General features: G+C 69.1%; 19 protein-coding genes and 4 pseudogenes. 11 read left to right on the forward strand and 12 right to left on the reverse strand.

The window, feature by feature from the left end:
- The first annotated feature begins 274 nt into the window (after positions 1 to 274).
- The 4 genes and pseudogenes from ACN28I_RS11935 (at position 275) to ACN28I_RS11950 (ending at position 4,002) form a co-directional block, all read left to right on the forward strand.
- The gene (locus tag ACN28I_RS11935) at positions 275 to 961 is read left to right on the forward strand and encodes a Smr/MutS family protein (RefSeq protein ID WP_420942168.1); all 687 of its coding nucleotides are present in this window, start codon (positions 275 to 277) and stop codon (positions 959 to 961) included.
- A 36-nt stretch (positions 962 to 997) separates the two neighbouring features.
- Positions 998 to 1,994 (forward strand): annotated as a pseudogene (locus ACN28I_RS11940) (adenosine deaminase).
- A 5-nt stretch (positions 1,995 to 1,999) separates the two neighbouring features.
- The gene (locus tag ACN28I_RS11945) at positions 2,000 to 3,124 is read left to right on the forward strand and encodes a quinone-dependent dihydroorotate dehydrogenase (RefSeq protein ID WP_420942169.1); all 1,125 of its coding nucleotides are present in this window, start codon (positions 2,000 to 2,002) and stop codon (positions 3,122 to 3,124) included.
- A gap of 32 nt (positions 3,125 to 3,156) precedes the next feature.
- Positions 3,157 to 4,002, forward strand: a complete 846-nt coding sequence (locus ACN28I_RS11950; RefSeq protein WP_420942170.1) for a hypothetical protein — start codon at positions 3,157 to 3,159, stop codon at positions 4,000 to 4,002.
- A 98-nt stretch (positions 4,003 to 4,100) separates the two neighbouring features.
- Here ACN28I_RS11950 and ACN28I_RS11955 read toward each other — a convergent pair whose 3' ends face one another.
- From ACN28I_RS11955 to ACN28I_RS11985, 7 genes are all read right to left on the reverse strand, one after another.
- Positions 4,101 to 4,787, reverse strand: coding sequence for a DUF4097 family beta strand repeat-containing protein (locus ACN28I_RS11955; RefSeq protein ID WP_420942171.1), 687 nt, complete (start codon positions 4,785 to 4,787; stop codon positions 4,101 to 4,103).
- Between the two features lie 69 nt (positions 4,788 to 4,856).
- Positions 4,857 to 6,716, reverse strand: coding sequence for an ATP-binding protein (locus ACN28I_RS11960; RefSeq protein ID WP_420942172.1), 1,860 nt, complete (start codon positions 6,714 to 6,716; stop codon positions 4,857 to 4,859).
- Positions 6,717 to 7,103: 387 nt separating this feature from the next.
- Positions 7,104 to 8,252 carry a glycosyltransferase gene (locus ACN28I_RS11965; protein ID WP_420942173.1) on the reverse strand — a complete coding sequence of 383 codons (1,149 nt, stop codon included), beginning with the start codon at positions 8,250 to 8,252 and terminating at the stop codon, positions 7,104 to 7,106.
- Entirely contained in the window at positions 8,242 to 9,528 is a 1,287-nt protein-coding gene (locus tag ACN28I_RS11970) for an O-antigen ligase family protein (RefSeq protein ID WP_420942174.1), read from the reverse strand. The genes ACN28I_RS11965 and ACN28I_RS11970 overlap by 11 nt, the downstream gene beginning before the upstream one ends.
- A 194-nt stretch (positions 9,529 to 9,722) precedes the next feature.
- Positions 9,723 to 11,390, reverse strand: a complete 1,668-nt coding sequence (locus ACN28I_RS11975) for a DUF6178 family protein (RefSeq protein ID WP_420942175.1) — start codon at positions 11,388 to 11,390, stop codon at positions 9,723 to 9,725.
- A gap of 48 nt (positions 11,391 to 11,438) precedes the next feature.
- A complete protein-coding gene (gene yihA, locus ACN28I_RS11980) occupies positions 11,439 to 12,047 on the reverse strand; it encodes a ribosome biogenesis GTP-binding protein YihA/YsxC (RefSeq protein WP_420942176.1) in 609 nt (202 codons plus the stop codon).
- A gap of 1 nt (position 12,048) precedes the next feature.
- Positions 12,049 to 12,555, reverse strand: a complete 507-nt coding sequence (locus ACN28I_RS11985; RefSeq protein WP_420942177.1) for a cytochrome c3 family protein — start codon at positions 12,553 to 12,555, stop codon at positions 12,049 to 12,051.
- A 131-nt stretch (positions 12,556 to 12,686) separates the two neighbouring features.
- Here ACN28I_RS11985 and ACN28I_RS11990 point away from each other — a divergent pair, with 131 nt between their 5' ends.
- From ACN28I_RS11990 to ACN28I_RS12005, 4 genes and pseudogenes are all read left to right on the forward strand, one after another.
- Entirely contained in the window at positions 12,687 to 13,157 is a 471-nt protein-coding gene (locus ACN28I_RS11990; RefSeq protein WP_420942178.1) for a hypothetical protein, read from the forward strand.
- 9 nt (positions 13,158 to 13,166) lie between these two features.
- Positions 13,167 to 13,764: pseudogene (gene coaE, locus ACN28I_RS11995) on the forward strand (dephospho-CoA kinase).
- A gap of 23 nt (positions 13,765 to 13,787) precedes the next feature.
- Complete coding sequence (locus ACN28I_RS12000) at positions 13,788 to 14,972, forward strand: SDR family oxidoreductase (RefSeq protein WP_420942179.1); 1,185 nt, start codon at positions 13,788 to 13,790, stop codon at positions 14,970 to 14,972.
- 2 nt (positions 14,973 to 14,974) lie between these two features.
- Complete coding sequence (locus ACN28I_RS12005) at positions 14,975 to 15,925, forward strand: hypothetical protein (protein WP_420942180.1); 951 nt, start codon at positions 14,975 to 14,977, stop codon at positions 15,923 to 15,925.
- Here ACN28I_RS12005 and ACN28I_RS12010 read toward each other — a convergent pair whose 3' ends face one another.
- The 4 genes and pseudogenes from ACN28I_RS12010 to hslV form a co-directional block, all read right to left on the reverse strand.
- Entirely contained in the window at positions 15,926 to 16,903 is a 978-nt protein-coding gene (locus ACN28I_RS12010; protein WP_420942181.1) for a hypothetical protein, read from the reverse strand.
- Between the two features lie 212 nt (positions 16,904 to 17,115).
- Complete coding sequence (locus ACN28I_RS12015) at positions 17,116 to 18,351, reverse strand: aspartate aminotransferase family protein (RefSeq protein WP_420942182.1); 1,236 nt, start codon at positions 18,349 to 18,351, stop codon at positions 17,116 to 17,118.
- Positions 18,352 to 18,386: 35 nt separating this feature from the next.
- Positions 18,387 to 19,785, reverse strand: a pseudogene (gene hslU, locus ACN28I_RS12020) (ATP-dependent protease ATPase subunit HslU).
- Positions 19,786 to 19,801: 16 nt separating this feature from the next.
- Positions 19,802 to 20,326, reverse strand: a pseudogene (gene hslV / locus ACN28I_RS12025) (ATP-dependent protease subunit HslV); the annotation flags it as partial.
- Positions 20,327 to 20,487: 161 nt separating this feature from the next.
- Between hslV and ACN28I_RS12030 the strand changes: the two are divergent.
- The 3 genes from ACN28I_RS12030 (at position 20,488) to ACN28I_RS12040 (ending at position 23,022) form a co-directional block, all read left to right on the forward strand.
- Complete coding sequence (locus ACN28I_RS12030; RefSeq protein ID WP_420942183.1) at positions 20,488 to 21,516, forward strand: Rpn family recombination-promoting nuclease/putative transposase; 1,029 nt, start codon at positions 20,488 to 20,490, stop codon at positions 21,514 to 21,516.
- A 296-nt stretch (positions 21,517 to 21,812) separates the two neighbouring features.
- Positions 21,813 to 22,229 (forward strand): IS110 family transposase, encoded by a 417-nt coding sequence (locus ACN28I_RS12035; RefSeq protein ID WP_420942184.1) that lies wholly within the window; start codon positions 21,813 to 21,815, stop codon positions 22,227 to 22,229.
- A complete protein-coding gene (locus ACN28I_RS12040) occupies positions 22,216 to 23,022 on the forward strand; it encodes a transposase (RefSeq protein WP_420942185.1) in 807 nt (268 codons plus the stop codon). The genes ACN28I_RS12035 and ACN28I_RS12040 overlap by 14 nt, the downstream gene beginning before the upstream one ends.
- A gap of 68 nt (positions 23,023 to 23,090) precedes the next feature.
- On the opposite strand, the gene ACN28I_RS12045 is transcribed toward ACN28I_RS12040, so the two are convergent.
- Positions 23,091 to 23,999: a tyrosine recombinase XerC gene (locus tag ACN28I_RS12045; protein ID WP_420942186.1), complete on the reverse strand. Its 909-nt coding sequence runs from the start codon at positions 23,997 to 23,999 to the stop codon at positions 23,091 to 23,093.
- Positions 24,000 to 24,014: the final 15 nt, after the last annotated feature.

Here is a 24,014-nt window from a genome sequence, read left to right on the forward strand (position 1 = left end):
GACGAGTGCGATGGAAATACAGGCGGCATGCCGCGCTGTCAACCCTGAGTCCGGTTACTTTTGAGTCAATGACATCACCAGAATGAACCACGCGGAGCCGTTGAGACTCAGCGGGTACCGCCCCTATAGCGCGCTCCCTCCAACGAACCCTCCGCACTGGATGTTCGGAAAGGCGTTCTCCTGAGCCCTCCAGACGGGCCCGGGCCCCTCACCGGCTCGGGGAGCGAGAAACCGGGTTGAACTGTGGCCCACTCTGACGCATTACAGTCCCACCATGAGCGATCGCGGCTCCCCCAAGAAGAAGAGCGAAAGCTTCAACAATCCCTTCAAGTCCGCCCTCTCGGAGCTCAAGAAGAAGCAGGCCGAGCCGCCCAAGAAGCCCCAGGCGCCTCCCCCGCCCTCCAAGCCCTCCAAGTCCAAGCGCGGCCAGGAGGAGGACGACATGTCCCTCTTCCTCTCCGCCATGGACGGCGTCGAGCAGCTCACCCACCGCGGCAGCGAGCCTCCCCCGCCCAACCCCCGCCTCCCGGAGATCATCGACGAGAACGCCGAGGCCCTCGCCGAGCTCGCCGAGCTCGTGGCCGGCCAGGGCGACTTCGATTTCTCCAGCAGCGACGAGTACATCGAAGGTGCCGCTCCGGGCATCGACGCGCGCCTGTTGCGCTCGCTGCGCCGGGGCGACTTCTCGCTCCAGGGACGCCTGGATCTGCACGGCATGACCCAGGCCGAAGCCAAGGGCGCCGTGGACCGCTTCCTCAATGAAAGCCGCCGCGCCCACAAGCGCTGCGTGCTCATCGTCCACGGGCGCGGGCTGAACTCCCAGGATCAGATCCCCGTCCTCAAGCAGAGCATCCGGATGTGGCTGAGCCAGAAGAGCATCGGCAAGACGGTGCTGGCGTTCGCTACCGCACGGCCTCAAGACGGAGGCGCGGGCGCCGTCTACGTGCTGCTCCGCAGGTAGCTGGACGGCCGGGCGGCTCTGTGCATACATGCCGCCATGGCACGCGATCTCATCGATCTGCACATCCACGTGGGTAGCTCCGTGGCTCCCCACGTCCTCTGGTCCCTCGCGCACCAGCAGGGCTTCAAGCTCCCCGTCAGGGACTACTTCGAGTTCGTCGAGCTCATCACCTCGCGTCCCGGCAAGGTGGGCAGTCTCGAGGACTACCTGAAGATCCTCCACACCTGGACGGAGAAGATCCAGAGCTTCTCCGCTGGCCGTCGAGCGCTCCGTCTACGAGATCATCGGCAAGGAGTACCGCGGCAGCCGCGTCTCGCAGATCGAGCTGCGCTTCAACCCCATGAAGCGCAACCTCAACTCGGAGCTGGACCTGGACCACATCATCCACGCGGCGCTGCGGGGCATGGACCGGGCCATGCTCGAGTACGGCGTGAAGGCCGGCCTCATCTTCTGCCTGGCCCGCGAGTTCGATCACCGGCTCAACAGCATCATCGTGGACAAGGCCATCAAGTACCGCTCCCGCGGCGTGTACGGCATCGACCTGGCCGGCACGGAGAAGCACGCGCTGGAGCTGGAGCCCGCCGTGGTGGGCCAGTACGAGGACCTCTTCGCCCGTGCGCGCAAGGCCGGCCTCAAGTGCACCGTGCACACCGGGGAGACGAAGGGCACCGGCGCCGAGGGCGTCATGGCCGTGGTGGAGAAGCTCAAGCCCCACCGCATCGGCCACGGCATCCGCGCCGCCTACGACGAGTCCGCCATGAAGCTGCTGCGCGAGCGCGATGTGGTGCTCGAGCTGTGCCCCACCTCGAACCTCCACACCCGCGCCGTGGAGGGCCTCGACGAGCTCAAGCACATCATGCGCATCTTCTGGGACCGGGGCGTGAAGTTCACGATCAACACCGACGGCACCTACCTGCTGGAGACGGACATGCTCCGCGAGGTGGAGCTCGTCGAGAAGAACGGCCTCCTCTCCGCCGAGCAGGTGGATCAGACGCTCGCCTGGGCGCGCCAGTACTCCTTCATTCCCACGTGAGTCCCATGTACCGCCTTGCCCGCGCCCTCCTCTTCCTCTTCTCCGCCGAGCGTGCCCACCGCCTGGGCATGACCCTGCTGCGCTGGCTCGGGCACCTCGCGGGGACGTGCCGCGGCATGCGCTCGCGGACGCTCGGCTCCGTCACCTATGACGCCTCGGTGAAGGTGGCGGGCCTGGAGTTCGCCCACCCGGTGGCACTGGCCGCGGGGCTCGACAAGGAGGCCGAGGCCGTGGACGGGCTGCTGGCGCTCGGCTTCGCCGCCGTGGAGGTGGGCACGCTCACCCCGAGGCCCCAGCCGGGCAACCCGAAGCCGCGCCTGTTCCGCATCCCCGAGCACCGCGCGCTCATCAACCGGATGGGTTTCAACAACCACGGGGCCGAAAACGCCGCCGCTCACCTCCGGGCGCGCACCTGGCACCCCGCTCCGGTGGGCGTGAACCTCGGCAAGAACAAGGACACGCCGCTGGAGCAGGCGGTGGACGACTACGTGGCGTGCGTGGACACGCTGGCCCCGCTCGGGGACTACGTGGTGATCAACGCCAGCTCGCCCAACACCCCGGGCCTGCGGAAGTTGCAGGAGCCCGAGCAGCTCACCGCGCTCCTGCGGGCGGTGAAGGCCCGGCTGGAGCAGGTGTCCCCGGGCAAGCCCCTCTTCCTGAAGATCGCCCCGGATCTCACACCGGAGGCGGTGGACGAGGTGGTGGACGTGGTGCGCGCGTGCGGGCTGGCGGGGATCATCGCCACCAACACGACCCTCGCGCGGCCCTTCGAGCACCCGGTGGCGAAGGAGGTGGGCGGCCTGTCCGGAGCGCCCGTGCGCGAGCCGGCCAACGCCGTCATCCGCCGGGCCTACGCGCGCAGCGGAGGCGCCCTGCCCATCATCGGCGTGGGCGGCGTCTTCACCGCCGAGGACGTGTACGAGAAGCTGCGGGCCGGAGCCTCGGTGGTGCAGGTGTACACGGGCTTCATCTACGAGGGCCCGGGCATGGTGCGCCGGTTGCTCGAGGGCCTGGGGCCGCTGCTGGCCCGGGACGGCTTCCGCTCGGTCAGCGAGGCCATCGGCGCGGACCACCGCGGTGCCCCGCCGGCCGCCCTGCCCCAGCACGAGCCCCTGCGCCCCCAGGCCTGAGCCCGAAACCCCGTCGTGTCCATGGTGCCTCCATGATCCCATGCTCCGCCCACCGGCTCCTCGCACTGCTCCTGTGCCTCTGCGTTCCCTTCGGAGCCCTGGCTCAGGAAGAAGAGGAGAACGACCTCCAGCCGCGCCTCCAGGAAATCCGTGCCCTTTTCGCCAGGCTCCAGGAGGCGAGCAAGGGCCCCGCCCCCATCGACCGGAAGAACAAGGCCGCCCGGGCGCAGTGGCATCGGCTGCGGGCCTGGGAGATGACGCACGAGATGGACGGCAGGCTGCGCAAGATCGTGGTCAACAGCCGTGACTCGGGCGGCGAGGTCGAGCGCAGCTTCTTCCTCAAGGGCGACTCCCTGTTCTTCGCCTTCTACGTCACCACCAAGGCACGTCAGAAGGACGAGGAGCGCCTGTACTTCGATGCGGAAGGCCGCCCCATCCAGTGGCAGCACAACAAGGACATCCGCGCCAGGGACGGTCATGCCCTCCGCTGGGGAGAGCAGGCCCGGAGTGACGCCAAGGTCGCCGTGGCCCTGGCGGACGGCAAGGCAGGCAGCGCGCGCTTCGAGCCCATCACCTGCGTGGTCGGGGACACCGAGTTCCGCGTGGATCTGCCTGGAGACTACCGCACCACGGAGTACTCCCTCTTCCCTCCCGCGGGGCTTCCCGTCCAGAAGAACCTCTGCATGAGCTCTCCCTGGTACGCGGGCCAGACCACCAGCTGCTCGTTCACCCAGGAAGGCCGGACCCTGAAGGTGACACAGTCCTTCCAGCAGACCTGCGACGATGGTGAGTGCGATCGCGAGGGGAGTCATACCAAGACTCTTTCCCTGAGCCCCGAGATGGGGCGCGTCGAGGAGTGCCCGGTCAGAGAACACTGACCACCCCCAGGCCTGAGGCTCCGCGAAAAAAGCAAGGCGCTCGCCGGAGCCTTGGAGTTCCACCGGCGAGCGCCTCTCTCTTTTTTCGACTTCGAATCTCAGTCGGCCTGCACGTCGAGCGCCCCACCCACGGTGCTCACCTCCACGTCGTGCTCACCGTTGCCGTACTTCTGCTCGGTGGAGCCCAGGTTCACGCTCCGGCCGTTGAAGCTGCCTCCCACGGAGGAGAACTCCACGTTGGCGCCCGCGCCCTTGGGCAGCTTCAGCTTCACGTTGCCGGACACGGTGCTCACCTCGGTGTCCGCGAGCGCCTCGGGCGTCAGCTCCACGTTGCCGCTCACCGCGGACACCTCGAGCTTCCCCCGCGAGCCCTTCACCGACACGTCACCGCTCACCACCGACACCTCCTGATCCCCCGCCACGCCGGACACCTTCACCGGCGCATTCACCGAGCTCGCCTCCAGCGAGGAGTCACGCGGCACCTTCACCACGAAGTGCGTCTCCGGCGGGTTGTTGCAGTTGGAGATCTTCTTCTCGCACGAGCCGCAGCACATCCGCACCGTCACCTCGTCCCCGTCCTGCTCCACCTGGATGGGGTAGCGCGCGCGCTCGGCCTCTCCGCCCTTCTGCGTCGCCTCCACCGATACCGTCTTCCCGTTCACGGCCTCCACCTGGATGGAGCCGTTGATGTTGGAGACGCTCACCTTCGGGGTGCCATCCGTCTCGAACTGCCAGGACTGCGGGGCGGGGGTGGCGGCAAGGATCAGCAACAGGGCGATATTCACGGCAGAGGCCTCGTGGGCGGAAGGTTGTCCCCCTCCCCTACGGGCCTCCGGAAAAACGATTTCATCCGCTCAGGCGGCGTGGGGGGCGTGAGGGGGCAGAACGACCCGGAACAGGCTTCCCTTCCCCACCACGCTCTCCAGCTGGATCTCCCCGCCCAGCCGCTTGACGATTCCGTGACAGATGGAGAGGCCCATCCCCATCCCCTCGCCCGCCGGCTTCGTGGTGAAGAAGGGATCGAACAACCTGCGCTGATCCTCCGGTGGAATCCCACGGCCCGTGTCCGTGACCTCGAGCACCACCCAGCCATCCTCGCGCCGGCGCGTGCGCAGAACGAGCTCGTTCCGGCCGGTGTCTCCCCCTGTCATCGCCTGGCCGGCGTTGAGCAGCAGGTTGAGGCAGACCTGACCGAGCTGTGACTCACTGCCGAGCACCCGGGGCACCTCCCCCAACTCCTCGACGATCCGTGCGCGCTGCTCCAGCTCGTGCAGCGCGAGGTTCAAGGACCTCTTCGCCACGGCGCTCACATCGACCACTTCCAACCGCTCGTCTCCTCCACCGCGAGCGAAGAGCCTCAGCTCCTTGACGATCTGGTTGACCCGCCGCGCACCTTCCAGACTCTCCGCGGCCACCTGTCCCAGCTCGGCCAGCTCACCGCCCACCGGGGCGTCGCTCCCCGCGGAGCGGGCCAGCTCCGGCAACTGCTTGGAGAGGAACGCCAGGTTCGCCGTCACATAGGCCATGGGATTGTTGATCTCATGGGCCACCCCGGTGGCCAGGGTGCCCACCGAGGCCAGCCGCTCCGCCAGCAGCGCGCTCTTGAGCCGGGCGGCGTCCTCGGCGCGCGCCAGCGCCACCGCGAGCTCCGCGTTCGTCCGCGTCAGGCTCGCCGAGAGCGTCTCGTTGACGTAGCTGAGCTGGATGAAGTCCGCGATGAGCAGAATCCCCGCGCACAGCCCCAGGTTGATCACCGCCACCGAGAAGAGGCGCGGCGCCTGCACCACATAGAGGTCGGTGAGCAGATCCATGACGCCGGCGCCGAGCATGCAGTAGACGGCCGCCGCGAACACCCGATCGGACGCGCGCTTGCGGCGAAGCACGGTGGCCGTCGTCAGCACCGTCACGTACAGCACGCTCCCGAAGATGTAGAGCGCGAAGAGCCGGTAGAGCGGGATGGCCCCGGCGAGCGGGCCGAACGCATACACCGCGAGGAAGGCGCCCGCGGCCACCCCGCAGACGGCCCGGTGGACCTTCCCGAAGCGGGTGGCATGCCCGAGGCAATAGTGCTGGGAGAACTCCATCATCGCCCAGACGATGCCCACCACCGTGAGGGAGATCATCGTGAACGTCAGGGGAGAGGACTGCCTCAGGCCCAGCAGGGCCACCGTCCGGGTGGCCAGATAGAGCGCCGCCGAGGCGACCACGAAGCAGGTGGAGCGCTGCAGCGCACGCCGGGTGGGATCGGTTTCCCGGCTCATGAACATGCCCAGCAGCACCAGCAGGAACGCGAAGAGGGCGAGCGCTCCGTTCTGGAAGAACCGGCGGGTGTCACTCGCGCGCAGGTAGTACGGCGTCAACTGCTCCTGGGCCCCGAGCAGCATGCGCGCGTCGACCACGCCATCGCTGCCGGGGAGCGTCCACTCGAAGCGGAGGGCGAGCACATTGGAGCCCGGACGCAGCTCCCGGCTGTCCACCTTCCAGGCCTCCAGCCCATCCACCTCGCCCTTGAGTCCCCGGACGGACTCGGCCGTCCGGCCCACCTCGTGTCCATTCACGAAGACCGTCACGCGGCTGGTCCGCATCCCGCCCAGCATCAGGAGCAGGGGTTTGTCCCGAAGCTGGGGGGAAAGCTCGAACCGCTTGCGCGCCCAGGCCTGGCTCGCCCGGTACCCCTGCGCGGAGTACCCCCCGGGGAAGCGGATCTCCCCCACCCCGAGTCGTCATGCGCCGGGTCCGCCCACCCCTCGCCCTCGCCCTCCTGGAGCTTCCACGTCCCGTTCAGGTGCAGCACGTACGGCTCGACGTGGGCGGGCAGGACATACGTGTCGATGAAGAGCCAGCAGGCGAGGAATGGGGCGGCCACCGCGAGCAGCCACGGGATACGGCGAGCCAGTGTGTGGATGGGCACTGCCAGCGACTCCCCCGCGCAACGCGTGTCAGGCGCGATCAGCGGGGGAGGATGTTACCAGGAAGCTCGCGATTCCCCGTTCTTTCCGGGGTGGGCGGGGCTCCCTCGGGGGGGGAACCGCCATCTGTTCACCAGTCAACACCACCGAAAGGTTGTCCCCACTCCCCTCCGGGCCTCCGGAAAAGCGGCTTCAGCCGCCTCGCGCGACCCGCCGGTACAGCACGTCGTGCCGGCGCACCAGCCGCTCCAGGGACAGCTCGCGCTCCACGAAGGCACGCGCCTCGGCCCCCATGCGCCGGCCCAGCTCCCGGTCCGCCAGCAGCACGCCGAAGGCCTCGCTCATGGCCTGGGGCCTCAGGGGCGGCACCACCAGGCCCCGCTCCCCATCCGCCACCAGCTCCGGGTTGCCGCCCACCCGCGTCACCACCATGGGCAGCCCCGCCGCCATGCCCTCCATCACCGCGTTGGACATGCCCTCCGCCGTGGAGCACAGCACCCCGAAGTCCGCCCGGGCATACACCGCCGGCACATCCGCCCGGTGCCCCAGGAAGTGCACCGTGTCCTTCAGCCCCAGCGCGCCCGCCAGCCGCTCCAGCTCCGGCCTCCGCGGGCCATCCCCCACCAGGTAGGCGTGCAGCACCTGTCCCTTCAGGCGCACCATCGCCAGCGCCCGCAGCAAGTCCTCCTGCCGCTTCACCGGGTGGTTCATGTTCGCCACGTGCACCACCACCGGCGCGCCCTTCGTGTCCGGCAGCGGGGCCTTCAAGCCCTCGCGCATCCGCGCGTCGAAGCGCGCCACGTCCAGGCCGTTGGGGATGACGGAGACCCGATCCGCCGGCATCCCCTCCTCCTCCACCAGCATGCGGCGGATGGCCTCGGCGTTGCCCACCACGTGGTCCGCCATCCGCGTGAGGCTCCGCAGCAGGGCCCGCCGCGCCGGCCCGTGCCAGTGGGCCAGATCCAACCGCCCGACGATCACCTTCGTCCCCGCCAGCTTCGCTGCGGGCACCACCAGCATCGTCGAGTAGAAGTCGTGCGCGTGCACCAGCTCCACCCGTTGGCCGCGGAGCCACCGCGCCAGCCGCAGCACCTGCAGGGCCGAGTTGGGCCGCGCCAGCGAGCCATGCAGCGGGAACACCTCCGGCGCGAAGCCGAGCCGCAGCACCGAGTCCATCAGCGGCCCCTGGTCCTGCAGCACCGCGAGCTGCACGCGGTAGCTGGGCGGCAGGCCCCTCAACAACTCCACCACTTGAACTTCCGTACCTCCGATGTGGAACGACTTGGTGAACTGCACCAGGCGCAGGGGTTCCTCCGCCATCCGTACTTCTTCACGCCGCATGGTTGGAGCCCTCCCAGCTCGCGACCAGCCGACCCTTGACCTCTGGAACCTTCGACGACTCCTCCGCCTCCTGCGCCCGGGCGATGCGCTGCGCGCAGGCCGCCAGGCCGAACAGCACGTACAGGTGCGCGGAGAGGATGTATCCGGCGAACAACTGACAGATGAGGTAGCCCGCCATGGAGGCCGCCAGCCCTCGGGCCAGCCACCCGATCCTCGGGTTGCGCGAGGCCTCGAAGGCACCGCCCGTCGCGCCCCCGGCGAACAGCAGGAAGAGGCCCAGGCCCAACCAGCCCAGCTCTCCGATGACATCCAGGAAGACGTTGTGCGCCACGTAGGCCCGCGTGGCCTGGGGCGGCGCGTACAGGTGCCAGGCGTAGCGGAAGGCCCCCGCCCCCACGCCCAGCAGCGGCTTGTCCAGGCTGATGCGCGACGTCACCTGCCAGGCGTACACGCGGCCCATGGCCGAGGCGTCCTCCTGGAAGGAGGCCACCGTCTGGTTGCGCTCCCAGTAGCTCTTGGGCGCGAACGCCACCAGGCCCAGCGCGAGCGCCACGCCCAGCAGCACCGAGCGCAGCTTCCTCTGCTCACGCATCGCCCAGATGGCCATGGCCACCGACAGGCCGATGAAGCCACCGCGCGAGTAGGTGAAGACGATGGCCACCACCGCCAGCGCCACCGCCAGGGCGCACGCCCCTCGCCACAGCCAGCCGCTCTCCTTGCGGGCCAGGAAGGCCACCGCCAGCGGCACCACCAGCGCCAGGTTCATCGCCGAGCGGTTGGGGTCCGCGTACACCTCCACCCAGTGCGCGCGGTAGCCCTCCACCAGCGTCTCCGGCGTGCCGGTGAAGTACGTGTGGATGACGCCCTGCGACGTCACCATCGAGGCCACCACCACGGCCCCGCACACCACCGCCAACCGCTTGGGCGTGGTGACCACGTTCACCAGCGTCAGGTAGATGGCCGTCAGCTTCAGCAGCTCGATGGCCGTGAAGCGCGTCACCTCCGGGTTCACCGACCACGTCATCGAGGCCAGCGCCAGTGCCGCGAAGCACAGCAGCGCCACCCCTCGCACGCCGTCGAAGTAGAGCGGTTCCGCGCGCCCCACCCGCCTCAGCGCCATCAACCCCGCCGCCACCCCCGATGTCAGCAGCGCCAGCCGCAACGGCGCCAGCGCGGGGATCCACGCCTGCGGCACCATGTACAGCAGCGCCGCGAAGGCGGTCAGCGCATAGAAGGACACCACGTCCCGGCGTTCCGCCTTGTCGCCCAACCCCATCCAGTCCTCCTCCCGCCCAGCCCGAAAGCACTTCCGTTCGTCAGCACGGAAACACAGAGGCCATAGGTACAGCTCTATGGACGCCCTATTCGCTAGCAGGCGATGTGCCAGCGGCCCTCGCGGGCAAAGGCCCGTGGATCCAAGGCCTTAGCGATCAGGGGGGCGGGTACCCCGGGGAGGTACGACTGAAAGGATTACGGCTCTCCGCCTTCGATGGGCAGGAGAACGGAGGCGATGGGGTTCAACTTGCCCTCCTGGAGGAAGGACGGAGCAAGCTCCTCCAGCAGACGGGCGAGCGTCGCATTCACCTGCCGGCGCAGCTCGGGCCGGGCCGACTCGGGCACCGCCGGCTCCAGCACCGCCACCACCCGCGCGGCCACGTCCGGGCGCAGGCGCGGGGCCTCGGGGGTGCCTTCGAAGAGCAGGGCTCCCAGCTCGTCCCGTCGCGCCGACGGCACCGGCCTCGGCCCCACCTTTCCCTCCAGCAGGGCCAGGGCCACGGTGGCGGCGAAGAAGCGCTCCACGCCCAGGATGCGCGGCTCCACGCCGAAGAGGGCCAGCACCTCGCGCGCCCGCTTCTCCGTGCCACCGAGCAGCGCGCCCAGCAGCGCCACCTGCGCCTCCGCCCGCGTCAGCACCTCCTCGCTGGCCGCCACCTCGCGCCTCGAGCGGAAGGGGACCGGCTCCGCCCCGGGCACCTTCAACGTCCGGCGCGGGCGCTTGCGGCGCAGGGCCTCGATGGCGGCGGCTTCCTCCGTGAAGAGCAGCGGCGCCCCCTCCACCTGCGCCAGCGGCTGCTTCATCAGCCGGTCCGCGCGGAACTTGAGCGCCAGTGTCAGGGAGAAACCCACCTGGAAGACACGCCGGGTCTCCGTGTCGCGCACCACCTGCGCGGCGCGCGCGGGGTCTCCTCCCGTCAGGTGCTCCAGCCCCAGCAGCAGGTAGTCGCGCACCATCTCACCCACGCGCCGGATGGCGTCCAGGTCACCCGGATCCTCCACCTCCGCCACCAGCGTGGCGTTGGCCAGGTAGCGCAGCTCGCCCTCCAGGTTCTCCCGCTCCACGTCGTCCAGGGCGCGGAAGGCGGCGTCCAGGTAGTCCGGCTGCGACTTCGTGGCCACGAGCGCCGCGACGGCCGCCGGAGCCGGTGCCGGCCCCGTGTCCACCCGGCTGAAGAGCCGGGCCGCCTCCTCCAGGGCCGGGAAGCCCAGGTCCTGCAGCCGCCCCGAGCGGAAACGGTAGGCCGACTCCTCCAGTTCGCCCGGCACCTCCCAGCGCGTGGCCTCGAGGAAGCGCACCGCCTCGAAGGGGTTGTCGGCGATCAAGTCATTGAGGATGGAGCGCATGGCCGCCAGCTCCGGGCCCTCTATGCCCTTGAACTCCACCAGGTAGCGCCCCTCGGGCGTCTCCAGCGTCACGCCCTCCACGTGGACGTCCGGGTTCTCCTCCAGGTCATGGATGAGGGTGAACTCGCGCACCATGAGCTCGAACACCTCGGTGTCCACCTTGCGCAGCTTGCGCAGGAAGTCCTCGGCCTCGTCCCCGCGCGCGGCGCGCAGCCAGGTGAGCACCTGGTGCAGGTCCACCGCGTCCTTCTTCCACCCGCCCAGGTCCACGAAGGTGCGGAACTGCTCGGGCGAGGCGAGCTGGACGATCTCGGTCGAGTCCGCCAGCCCCACCTCCATGATGGTGAAGTACAGGTCCTCCGCGGGCAGCGAGCGCACCAGCGCCCGCGCGTCGCGCGACTCGATGAGGGCATCCAGCCGCTTCTTCGCGGGCAGCGACGCGAGCTGCCGCCGCAAGGTGTTCAGCGCCTGCTGGATGTCACTGCCGTTGCCGCTGCTTCCGTTTCCTTTGGACACGGCGCGTGCCTACCACAGCGCCTCCCGGGCGGGGAGCAGAACGGGGGCTCACGCCGTGAGGGTGTTCAGCAATGCGTCCCACACCTCGTCGAAGCCCAGCTTCTCCGTGGACGAGAAGGCCACCACGGCCTCCCGGGGGAGGGACAGCTCGTCGGCGATCGCCTGCAGGCGGGGCTTGCGGCGCGCCTTGGGCATCCGGTCGATCTTCGTGGCCACGACCATGATCTGCCGGTTGGACTCCTGCAGGTAGTCGAGCGTCTGGAAGTCGTCCGGGGTGGGCCCCACCTCGGCGTCGATGATGCTCACCACGATCTTCAGATCCCGCCGCTTCTCCAGGTAGGAGGTGATCATCTTCTGCCACTCGGCGCGCTCGGACTTGCTCACCTTGGCGAAGCCGTAGCCGGGCAGGTCCGCGAAGCGCACGGTGTGGCGTTTGGTGCCGCGCTCCACGTCCACGTCGAAGAAGTTGAGCGCGCGGGTGCGGCCGGGGGTGTTGGAGACGCGCACCAGCTTCCTGCGGCCGGCCAGCGCGTTGATCATGGAGGACTTGCCCACGTTCGAGCGGCCCACGAAGGCCACCTCGGGGGCGGGGCTGGTGGGGTAGCCCTTGGGCTCCACCGCCGTGGTGATGAAACGGGCGTCGAGAATCTTGATCACGCTATTTCTTCTTCGCGGGCTCGGGCGAGGGGCTCTCGGCCCGCGCCGGCTTGCCGGTTCGCGCGGCCGACCAGTGGTCGATGGCCTTGAGCGACTCGACGAAATTGAACGGCTTGAGGGAGGGAGAGGACGCGTCGTGGCAGTTGCGGCAGGCCTTCTCCGAGGGGTCCACCAGGCCCACCAGCCGGGCCAGCTCGGCGTCCTTCATCACGTAGCTGGGCGAGTAGTACTGCCCACCGCCGTGGCACGTCTCACAGGTGACGTGGCTGACGCTCTGCGAGGCCTGGTCCGGCGAGTGGCAGGAGAGGCACCGCGCGTCCTTCTGCTGGGCCTCGGAGAGCGAGTCGCCGGCCCGGGCGTGCTTGGATTGCATCCAGGCCTCATAGGCCGCCGGGTGGCAGCCCTTGCAGCTCTCCGGGCCGAGGAAGTCGGCGGCCAGGGCGGCGCCGGAGGGGGAGAGAGCGAGGGCGAGGGCGAAGGACAGGATCCAGGAGCCGCGAGCGCGCATCGGTCCGGTCACTAGCAGACGCCCCCCCAGGGGGCAAGGCGGAGGTGTGAAACCTGGCGCTCTTGTGACCTCCCGGACGAAGCCGGGGGGGAGCTTGAGACGGTGCGGGGGGATCCGTTACACCTCCGAGGATGAAAACCATCGCCATCGTCGCCGTGCTTCTCGCCGCCGCGCCCGCGGTGGCCAAGCCGTGGCAGGGAGTCGAGCCCGGGCAGACCAGGCGCGAGCAGGTCATCCAGAGGTTCGGAGAGCCCTCGCGCGTCGTCACCGCCGAGGGCAAGGAGGTCATCGCCTACTTCAACCAGCAGGCCATCAAGGGCACCAAGCAGGTGCAGTTCAAGGTGGACCCGGGCACGCAGCTCGTCGAGCAAATCCACGTCTTCCCCGGCCCCGTCATCGACAAGGAGTCGGTGGAGAGCACCTATGGCAATGCCTGCCCGTCCGGCAAGGCGGCGGCCAGCGGCCCCTGCTACCAGAAGAAGATCACCGACGACTTCCGCACCTACCTGCACTACGCGAAGCTGGGGCTGGCCGTGTTCCTCAACGAGGACGGCAGGACGGTGCACTCGTTCATCTTCACGCCCCAGCCGGCCGGGAAGTAGGCCCCGCGCGTGGACATCTATGGACTGACCGGGGGCATCGCCTCGGGCAAGAGCACCGTGAGCCGGATGTTGCGCGAGCTGGGCGCCGAGGTGCTGGACGCGGACGTCATCGCCCGCGAGGTGGTGGAGCCGGGCACCCCCGGGCTCCAGGCCGTGGCCGAGCGCTTCCCCGGGGTCCTGGACGCGGAGGGCCGCCTGGACCGGGCGAAGCTGGGGGCGCGTGTCTTCGGGGACGCCCAGGAGCGGGCCGCCCTCAACGCCCTCCTCCACCCGCTCATCGGCCAGCAGTTCCTCCTGCGCACCCAGGAGCCTCGCCGAGCGGGGCCTGGAGCGCATCATCTACGACGCCCCCCTCCTCATCGAGAACCGGCTGCACACGGCGATGAACGGGGTGGTGCTGGTGTGGGTGCCCCGCGAGGTGCAGAAGGCCCGGCTGATGGGGCGGGACGGCCTGGACGAGACGGCGGCGGAGGCCCGGCTGGCCGCCCAGCTACCACTCGATGAGAAGCGCCAGCATGCGACCTGGGTGGTGGACAACTCGGGAGATCTGGGGACAACCCGGGCCCAGGTGGAAGAGGTGTGGCGCGCCATGCTCGCGCGCGGCTGAGGGACGGGTATGCTCCGCCGCCCATGAGCGAGAAGCGCAAGGAAGCCCGAGGCAAGGCCGGTACGTACTTCGTCACCGGCTACCCGGGTTTCATCGGTAAACGGCTGATCGAGCACATCGTCCGCGAGGAGCCCAAGGCCCACGTCTACGCCCTGGTGCAGCCCAAGCACCTCAAGGAGGCGCAGAAGCTCGCCGCCCAGTTGCAGGGCACCGGGGCCACGTTGGAGCTGCTCACCGGCGACATCGTGGACATGCACCTGGGCCTGTCCGGCGAGGAGTACCAGCGGCTGTGCGAGCGGGTGACGCACATCTACCACCTGGCCGCCGTCTTCTACATGGGCGTGCCCAAGGAGACGGCCTGGCGCATCAACGTGGACGGCACGCGCAACGTGCTGGAGCTGGCGCGCGACTGCGAGCACCTGCGGCGCTTCAACCACTTCTCCTCCTGCCACGTCTCGGGCGGCCGCGTGGGCGTCATCGCCGAGGACGAGCTGGACTGCGGCCAGGACTTCCGCAACGTCTACGAGGAGACCAAGTTCCAGGCGGAGAAGCTCGTCCAGCGCGCCGCCACCACGCTGCCCACCACCATCTTCCGGCCGTGCAGCGTGGTGGGTGACTCGCGCACGGGGGAGATCGACCGCTTCGAGGGCCCCTACTACCTGGGCATCCTCCTGGTGACGAGCCCGCTGGTGGTGCCGCTGCCCCTGCCCGGCAACGGCGTGGCCCCGCTCAACGTGGTGCCGGTGGACTACGTGGTGAACGCGGTGTGGGCCCTGTCGCACGACGAACGCGCCGTGGGCCGCACCTTCCACCTGGTGGATCCCAACCCGATGAGCGCTCGCCGCGTCTACGAGCTCATCGCCGAGAAGGCCAACAAGAAGCTGCCCCGCTTCAACCTCTCGGCCCGCGCCGCGGACGTGATGATGCGCCTGCCCGTGCTGGAGAAGCTGGCCCGCCCCCAGCGCGCCGCCCTCAGCTACGTCAACCACCTGGCCATCTACAACTGCCACAACACCCTGGAGCTGCTGGACGGCACTGGCATCCGCTGCCCTCCCCTCTCCTCGTACCTCGACCAGCTGGTGGCCTACGTGCGCGAGCAGTACCGCCAGCGCCGCGAGCAGGCCTCCGAGGTGGAGGATCCGCTGGACCGAAACCCCGCCCCCGCGGTGGATGAAGAAACGGGCACCCAGGCCCGTCGGAGCCGTTAGTCATGCGACACACCCTCTCCCGCTTCTTGTTCCTTCCCCTCGCCGCGGTGCTCGGCACGGGCTGCCTCGTGACCGACGGTCCGGACACCCAGGACGACCCGTGCGATCCCAACCCCTGCACCCAGGGCGACAAGACCTGGTGCGTCAACGAGGACGGCAACGCGCGCTGTCTGTGCAAGCAGGGCACCGTCCTGCGGCCCAGCGGCGTGTGCGAGGCCATCACCGCCCTCAACTGCCCCGAGCACACCGGCGACAGCGCCGAGCCGGATGACTGCCTGTCGCGCGCCGTCACGCTGGCCTCCAACGCCACCACGCAGCGCCAGCAGAGCATCGAGCCGGTGGGCGACTACGACTTCTTCCGCGTCGACGGCACGCTGCGCACCGTCTACAGCGTCACCGTGGAGCCCGGCACCGGCGCGCTCATGCCGCGCGTGGACATCTTCGATCAGGGCGGCCAGTGGATCACCTCGCAGGACGGCCGGCCCAAGGCCCAGGTGGGTTTCAAGGCCCGCGCCACCGCGCCCTACTACGTGCGCGTGAGCCACTCGCCCTTCGATCCGTCCGCCGGCACCGGCCAGTACGCCCTCACCCTCACCCCCGTGGGCGAGGATCAGCACGGCGACAGCTCGACCGAGGCCACCACCATCGTCCCGGACGTGGGCGGCACCAGCACGCCGACCAACCGCTTCGGACGGCTCGAGTACGAGCAGGACGAGGACTGGTTCGCCATCTCCGTGACGAAGGACGTCACGTACCGGATCGAGTTCAACACCGACCGCGTCGTGCCCGCGCTGGCCGGCTTCACCCGCGAGGACGTGAAGAACCCCTTCGCCACCTGGCGCAACTCGTTCGTGGAGATCCGCGCGGCCACCACCACCACGCTCTACCTCGTCATGTACCCGGACGAGGGCGAGACGGGCGGCTACGAATTCCGCGTGTTCCGCTACAACTAGCTAGCGGATGGCGATGATGTCCTGGTCCAGCAACTGGGCCAGGACGCGCAGCGTGTCCAACCGGGACATGCCGGAGACGGAGAAGAGGGCCTCGAAGCTGAGGCTCCCGTCGATGCGCGACAGCAGGAAGCCCGCGCGGGGATCCAGGCTGAGCTTCATCAGTTCCGCCATGCGCAGCTTGAGCGTGGGCACCCGCTTCAGGTCCCCCAGCTTGGCCTCCAGCGAGGCCTGCAGCCCGCGCACACAGCGCTCGCGAGCCGACGCCAGCCGCGCGTCACCCGGAGCCATCTGCTCGGCCTTGCCCAGCAGATCCATCGCGCTCGACACGTCTCCCAGCGCGAGCAGATCCTCCACTCCCACCAACAGCGTCCGCACCCCCTGGCGTGGCGCCACCTGGGGCACGGGCGCGGGCGTCCGCGCGGGCGCGGAGACCGGCCGGAGCGCCGCGGGCGCCGGAGCCACGGGCCGAGCGGCCACGGGCGCCGCGGCCACGGGGCGGGCAGCCACGGGCGCGGGTGCCGGAGCCACGGGCCGGGTGGCCACGGGAGCCGGAGCCACGGGCCGGGCGGCCACGGGCGCAGGCGGCTGGGGCTCGGAGAGGAAGGCCAGCACGTCGGCGGTGATGTGGCGGCCCGAAGCCGTGGCCTCGGAAGCCACCTCCTCCTCGTCCAGCAGGACGACGCTCACCTCCAGCGCGGGCTGCGGGACCAGAAAGGGAACGGACGTCAGGGACATGGGCCTCACGGCCGGCGGCGGGGCCGCCGTGACCGGGGCGGCGGTACGCGCGCCCTCCCCCTTCGTGAGCCACTCCCGGGCCCGGCGGTTGTCCGGATCATGCGACAGGGCTCGCACGAACAGGCTCCGCGCACCCGCGGCGTCCCCGCCCAGGTGCAGCCAGAGACCCGCTTCGATGAGCTGGTTGGCCCGGAGGACATCGTGGCCCGGATCGATATCAATGGAGGCTTGAGGCGCGATCATCGGGAACCTCCAGAACGGCTCCCTTTCGAGGGAACTCGGGAAACCGTCAAAAACGACGGAAATCCTAGGCTCTACCCCGTGTCGCGTCAAACGCCATCGGTGGATTTTTGCAGAACGGAGGTACTGTTCCGTCCGTCGAAAGACTTCTCGAATTTCGAGAAATGCACTCTCGGAGACCGAGAGTGCACTCCCCGACGGAGTGCGGCGGGCGATCAGGACTTCAGGGCGCGCTCGAGGATGCGCACGCCGTGGTCCAGGTCGTCGTTGGCGACGGTGTAGGCCGGAGCGAAGCGGATGGTCTTCTCGCCGGCGGCGTTGACGAGCAGGCCCAGCTCGCGGCACTTCGCGATGTAGGGCGCGGCGTCCTGGAAGAGCTCCACGCCGACCAGCAGGCCCAGGCCGCGGGCCTCCTTGACGAGCGTGGGCAGGCGGCCCTGGAGCTCGCGCAGGCGCGAGAGGAAGTACTCGCCCTTCTGCGTCACGTCGCGGAGCATCTGCGGCTCGGTCACCTTGCGCACCACGACGTTGGCGGCGACGGCGGTGATCAGGTTGCCGCCGAAGGTGGAGCCGTGGGTGCCCGGCACCAGGCTCTTGCCGGCGTCATCGGTGCACAGCATGGCGCCGATGGGCAGGCCGTTGCCGAGCGACTTGGCCAGGCTGATGCCGTCCGGGAGGATGCCCTCGTGCTGGTAGGCGAAGGGCTTGCCGGTGCGGCCCATGCCGGTCTGGATCTCATCCACGAGCAGCAGCAGGCCCTTCTCGTCGCACAGGGCGCGCAGGGCCTTGAGGAAGCCCTCGGGCGCCCGGCGCACGCCGCCCTCGCCCTGGATGGGCTCCACGAGGATGGCCGCGGTGTGCGGACCCACCGCCTTGCGCACGGCCTCCAGGTCCCCGTAGGGCACGTGGGTGAAGCCGGCGGGCAGCGGCTCGAAACCCTTCTGGTACTTCGTCTGGCCGGTGGCGGTGACGGTGGCCAGGGTGCGGCCGTGGAAGGAGTTCTCGAAGGTGATGATCTCGTAGCGGTCCGCGTTGCCCCGGTCCTTCTGGACCTTGCGGGCCAGCTTGATGAGGGCCTCGTTGGCCTCCGCGCCCGAGTTGCAGAAGAAGGCGCGCTGCAGGCCCGAGGCGGCGGTGAGCCGGCCGGCCAGCTCGATCTGCGGCTCCGAGTAGAAGACGTTGGAGACGTGCCAGAGCTTCTCGAGCTGGGCCTTCACCGCGACCACCACCTCCGGGTGGCAGTGGCCGAGCGCGCACGTGGCGATGCCGCCGAGCAGATCCAGGTACTCGCGGCCATCCGCGTCCCACACGCGCGAGCCCAACCCGCGCTCGAGCACGATGGGCTGCTGCTTGTAGTTCTGCAGCAGGTGGGCCTTGGCCTTCTCCATCCACTGCTCGTTGTTGGCGGTGGAAGGCTGCGGGGCGGCGGCGTCGGTCTTGGGTGTTCTCATAGGCGTAGTGAGAGGCACGTGGACTCCCGGGGTGACTAGAGGATGTAACGCGACAAGTCCTCGTCCTGGACCACGGAGGCGAGGCGCTCGCGCACGTAGGCGGCGTCTATCTGCAGATCCTTCGGTCCCTGCTCGCTCGCATGGAAGGATACATCGTCGAGCAGCCGCTCCAGAACCGTGTGCAGCCGCCGCGCGCCGATGTTCTCGGTGCGTTCGTTGACGGACTGAGCAATGCGGGCCAGCTCCAGAATGGCGTCATCGGAAAAATCCAGACGCACGCCCTCGGTGGCCAGCAGCGCGGTGTACTGGCGGATGAGCGAGTTGCGCGGCTCGCGCAGGATGCGGACGAGGTCGTCTCCGCTGAGGGGATCCAGCTCCACGCGGATGGGGAAGCGGCCCTGGAGGCTCGGGGATGAGATCGCTGGGCTTGGAGACGTGGAAGGCGCCCGCGGCGATGAAGAGCATGTGGTCGGTCTTCACCTGGCCGTACTTGGTGTTGACGGTGGAGCCCTCGACGATGGGGAGGATGTCGCGCTGGACGCCCTCACGGGACACGTCCGGGCCGGAGCCCTTCCCCGCGCCCTCGCGGCTGGCGATCTTGTCGATCTCGTCGATGAAGATGATGCCGCCGGTCTCGGCGCGGACGAGCGCCTCGCGGTTGACGCGATCCGTGTCCACCAGCCGGGCGGCCTCCTCCTGCTCCATCAGCTTGAGGGCCTCGGGGGCACGCACCTTGCGGCGGCGCGAGCGGTTCATGCCGGGCATGTTCTTGAAGAGATCCTGCAGGTTGACGCCGATCTCCTCCATGCCCTGGCCGGAGAAGTTGCGCATGAAGGTGGGGGAGCCGCTGTCGGAGAGCTCCACCTCCACCTCCTGGTCATCGAGCGTGCCGGCGCGAAGCTGGGCCCGGAGCTTCTCGCGCTCCATGTCCCCGAGCCGGGGCACGGTGGGCGGGGGCGGGGGCGCCATGAAGCCGATGCCGCCCGACGGACGCGCGGGCGCATTGCCGGAGAGGAGCTGGGCCAGCCGGTCCTCGGCGAGCTCGAGGGCGCGCTCGCGCACCTTCTCCACCTCCTCGTCACGCACGAGCGCGATGGAGGCCTCGACCAGGTCGCGCACCATGGACTCGACGTCGCGGCCCACGTAGCCGACCTCGGTGAACTTGGAGGCCTCCACCTTGACGAAGGGGGCCTGGGCGAGCTTCGCCAGCCGGCGGGCGATCTCCGTCTTCCCCACGCCGGTGGGGCCGATCATGATGATGTTCTTGGGGTGGATCTCATCGCGCAGGTCCTCGGAGACCTGCTGGCGGCGCCAGCGGTTGCGCAGCGCGATGGCCACCGCGCGCTTGGCGCCGTTCTGTCCGACGATGTAGCGGTCCAGCTCGCCCACCACCTCGCGAGGGGTGAAGGCGGGGATCTTGCGTGCGTTGCTCACGGTGATGGCCCCTCAGAAGCTCTTCGATGGTGATGTTGGAGTTGGTGTAGACGCAGATGTCCGCGGCGATCTGCATGGCGTGGGTGGCCACGTCACGGGCGGGCAGTTGGGTGTGCGTCATGAGCGCGCGGGCGGCGGCGAGCGCGTAGGAGCCTCCGCTGCCCACGGCGGCGATGCCGTAATCGGGCTCGATGACGTCGCCGGCGCCGGAGAGGATGAAGGTCTTCTCGCGGTCCGCCACGATGAGGAGGGCCTCCAGGCGGCGGAGGAAGCGATCGGTGCGCCAGTCCTTCCCGAGCTCGACGCACGCGCGGGCGAGGTTCTTCTGGTGCTCCTTGAGGCGGGCCTCGAAGCGCTCGAAGAGGGTGAAGGCGTCGGCGGTGCTGCCCGCGAAGCCCGCGAGGACGGAGCCATCGCCGATGCGGCGAACCTTCTTCGCCGTGTTCTTCATGATGGTCTTGTCGAGACTGACCTGACCGTCACCCGCGATGACGACCTTCGCCTCTCTGCGCACACAGAGGATGGTGGTGCCGTGGAACATGCCTGGGGGTTTAACAAGGGGACGCGGACGTTTCCACGATTCCCCGAGCGGCTGTTCGCCCCTTCACCCTCCCCGGCAGTAGCGCCGCGCAGCGTACCCTTCAGGGGGCCTCGAGAGGCCGGGGCGGACTGGCCCGCCAAATGCTTCCGGAGCGACTCGCCATGCCCGGACCCCATGACCTCTTCGCGCGCTTCACCTTCGGCCACCCCGAGCGGGCCGCCGCCGAATTGCGCGCCGTCCTGCCCGCGCATGTCGTCTCCGAGGTGGACTGGTCATCCCTGCGCCGGGAGTCTGGCTCCGTCGTGGACCCGGAGCTGCGGGAGACGGAGAGTGATCTGCTCTTCACGGCTCGCCTGCGCGAGGGCCGGCCGCTGCTGCTCTACGTGTTACTCGAGCACCAGTCCTCAGTGGATCGGTGGATGGCGCTGCGCATGCTGCGGTACGTGGTCCGACAGGTGGAGCACTGGCGCCAACATCATCCAGAGAACACGGTGCTTCCGGTCATCATCCCTCTCGTCATGTACCACGGGCCGGAGGGGGCCTGGTCCGCGCCCCGATGCGTCGAGGAACTCTTCGACCTGCCGGGCGAGGACGAGCAACGGGAGCGCTGGCGGGCGCTGGTGCCACGCTTCGAATACCTGCTGGATGACCTGACGGCCGAGCGGGCCGAAGCGCTGATGGCGCGTCCGGGTCCACCTCTCGCCCGGCTGGCGTGGCTCGTTCTGCGCTACGGGCGCACGGGGGATCTGGCCCACCGTCTACCAGATTGGACGGCTCTGTTCGCGCAAGTGCGGGCCGGCCCCGATGGAGCCGAGTATCTGGTGATGGTCATCCGTTACATCCTCTTGATCGAGGGCAAGCGCACCCGCGCGGCAGCGATGCAGGTGCTACATTCGGTGATGGATGCACAGCAAGCGGAGGCGCTGATGGATCGCTGGGCCGAAGAGTTCATCCTGCGGGGACCCGAAGCGGCGAAGAGAGTGTTGCGGGAGGAGGGTCGGGAGGAGGGCCGGATTCAAGGGCGCGCCGAATCGGTGCTTCGGATTCTCACCGCGCGGGGCGTGCCGGTCGGTGATGAAGAGCGGCAGCGCATCCTCGCGTGCACGGACGTGACCACTCTCGACCGCTGGTTCGATCGGGCGCTGCACGCCGCCACCGTGTCCTACGTGCTCGACTACCCGGTGAGCTGAAACCGCACCGTATCCACGGGCTCAACCTGGGAGACGTGGCACCCTCACCCCGTCCCTTGTATGTACCTGACAAGTCGGCGACTTCTGAGGTAAGTAGGCGCCGACGCAATCGGGAGAGGGTCGCCGCACCGTCCCTGGAGGCTGAGTCCTCGCGGGAGAGATTGGCGCCCTCGACCGATGTTTCATTGCCCGGACGGAATCCTGGGGCGGCCCCCGCGGCCAGTCCCCGTATAGACAAGGGTGGGCAGGGACATCGGGCTCGAGGCTCCCGGAGTGTTGCGTCCAGGAGGAGTCAGGTGAAGCAGTACGAGCGCTACGCCGGTATCGACATAGGCGCGGAGAAGCACGCAGTGGCAGTAGTGGACGCCAAGGGAGGGGTGGAGCGCAAACCCCTGCTCGTGAGTGAGGACCAGGAGGGCTATGGCCAACTGTGGCAGGCGCTGGGCCCGGCCGAGCAGGTGCTGGTGGCCATGGAGGCCACGGGCCATTACTGGCGCAACCTGGTGGCGGCCCTGCTGGCACGTGGCTACGCGGTGGCCCTCATCAATCCACTACGCACCCACCGCTACGCTGGCGAGGACCTGCGCCGAGCCAAGACGGATGCCCTGGATGCGCTGAGCATCGCGCGCTTCGCCCAGGAAAAACGCCTCCAGTCCTCGCACCTGCCCGACAGCGTGCTGGCCGAGGCTCAAGGAGGCCGTGTCACTGCGTGACAGGCTGCTGGAGGACCACGGCGTCAAGCTGCGCCAGCTGCACCGGCTGGTGGACCTGGGCTTCCCCGAATTCACCCGCCACGTGAAGCTCGACACCGAATTGGCCTGTGCCTTGCTCTGCCAGTACCCCACTGCCCAGGCCTTCGCTCACGCTCGTCTCAAGGCCATTTCCAACCTCAAGTCCGACGGCCGCCACTTCGTCGGCCTTCCCCTGGCTCGCACTCTCCAGCAGGCCGCCACGGCCTCGGTGGGCGCCCACCATGCCGCCCCCTTCCAGCAGGGCGTCAAGTACGCCTGCGAGGACCTCTCCAGACTGCGTCAACGGCTGCGCCAGGCAGACGACGACATCGGCTTGCTGGTGGACAAGCACGAGCTGGGCTCGCTGCTCACCAGCATCGACGGCCTGGGCCCTACCACCGTGGCGCGCCTGCTGGCCTCCGTGGGCGACCCGGCCTCTGTCTTCCCCGACGGCAACGCCCTGGTGTCCTTCGTCGGCTGTGCCCCGGCTGTCTCCCACTCCGGTAAACGCACCCCCTCCAGCCAGGGCCTGTGCCGCATTGGCGACGCACGTCTGCGCGCCGCCCTCTGGATGCCCACCCTCACCGCCGTGCGCTCCAACGGCCTGCTCAAGGACTACTACGAGCGGCTGCTGGCTCGCGGCAAGCGCAAGAAGGTCGCCCTGGTGGCCTGCATGCGCAAACTGCTGCTGGTCATCTACAGCGTCGCCAAGCGCCGCCAGCCTTTCCTCTACCCCCTCCCTCCCCCAGCCCCTCCCTCCCCAACACCTACATGACAAAATCTCTTGCTGGAGCAGACGGAATCTCTCCCGAGGGGAGAGGGGAGATCTGGCGCGGGGGGAAATCAGGCCCTCGGGTGCGCGGCGTCGTAGACCTGCTGGAGCTGCTCCCAGCTCACGTGCGTGTACCGCTGCGTGGTGGACAGGCTCGCGTGGCCCAGCAGCTCCTGGATGCTCCGGATGTCCGCCCCCCCGCCAAGCAGGTGCGTCGCGAACGAGTGGCGCAGCGCGTGCGGGCTCACCTTGCGCTGCAGCGCGCACTGCACCACGTACGTGTCCAGGTGCCTCCCGATGCTCCGCGGCGTCAGCCGGCCTCCCCGGTAGTTGAGGAACACCGCCTCCGCGTCCTGCCCCTCGCGCGGTACCGCCAGCAGCTCGCCCCGGCGCGCCAGGTACGCCTCCAGCGCCCGGATGGACTGCGCGTTCACAGGGCACAGGCGCTCCTTGCTGCCCTTGCCCATCACCCGGATGATCCGCCCGCTCCGGTCCACGTCCAGCAGGTTCAGCCCGCACAGCTCGCTGATGCGCAGGCCCCCGCCGTACAGGATCTCCAGAATCGCCCGGTCCCTCAGGCCCAGCACCGTCTTCTGCGACGGCATATCGAGAATGGCGAACAGCTCGTCCACCGGCAGCACCTTGGGCAGGCTCTTGGGCAGCTTCGGGCTCTTCACCAGCTTCGCGGGGCTGCCCGGCAGCAACTTCTGCCGCACCAGGTACTTGTAGAAGCTCTTGATGCTCGCCAGCCGCCTCGAGCGACTCGACGCCGCATGGTCCACCGCCAGCGTCCCCAGGTAGCCGCGGATGGCCGCGTGCGAGGCCGACAACAGTGTCAGCTTCATCCGCTCGACCAGGTAGCGCTCGAAGTCCACCAGGTCGATCATGTAGTTGCGCACGGTGTGCGGGCTCGCGCCCTTCTCGTCATCGAGGTGGGCGCGGAACTTCTCCAGCAGCGGCGACAGCTCGGCGGTGCTCATGGGCGGCCCCAGCGT

It is taken from the genome of Archangium gephyra (genome assembly GCF_049060025.1).
GTDB classification, from domain to species: Bacteria; Myxococcota; Myxococcia; order Myxococcales; family Myxococcaceae; genus Archangium; species Archangium gephyra_A.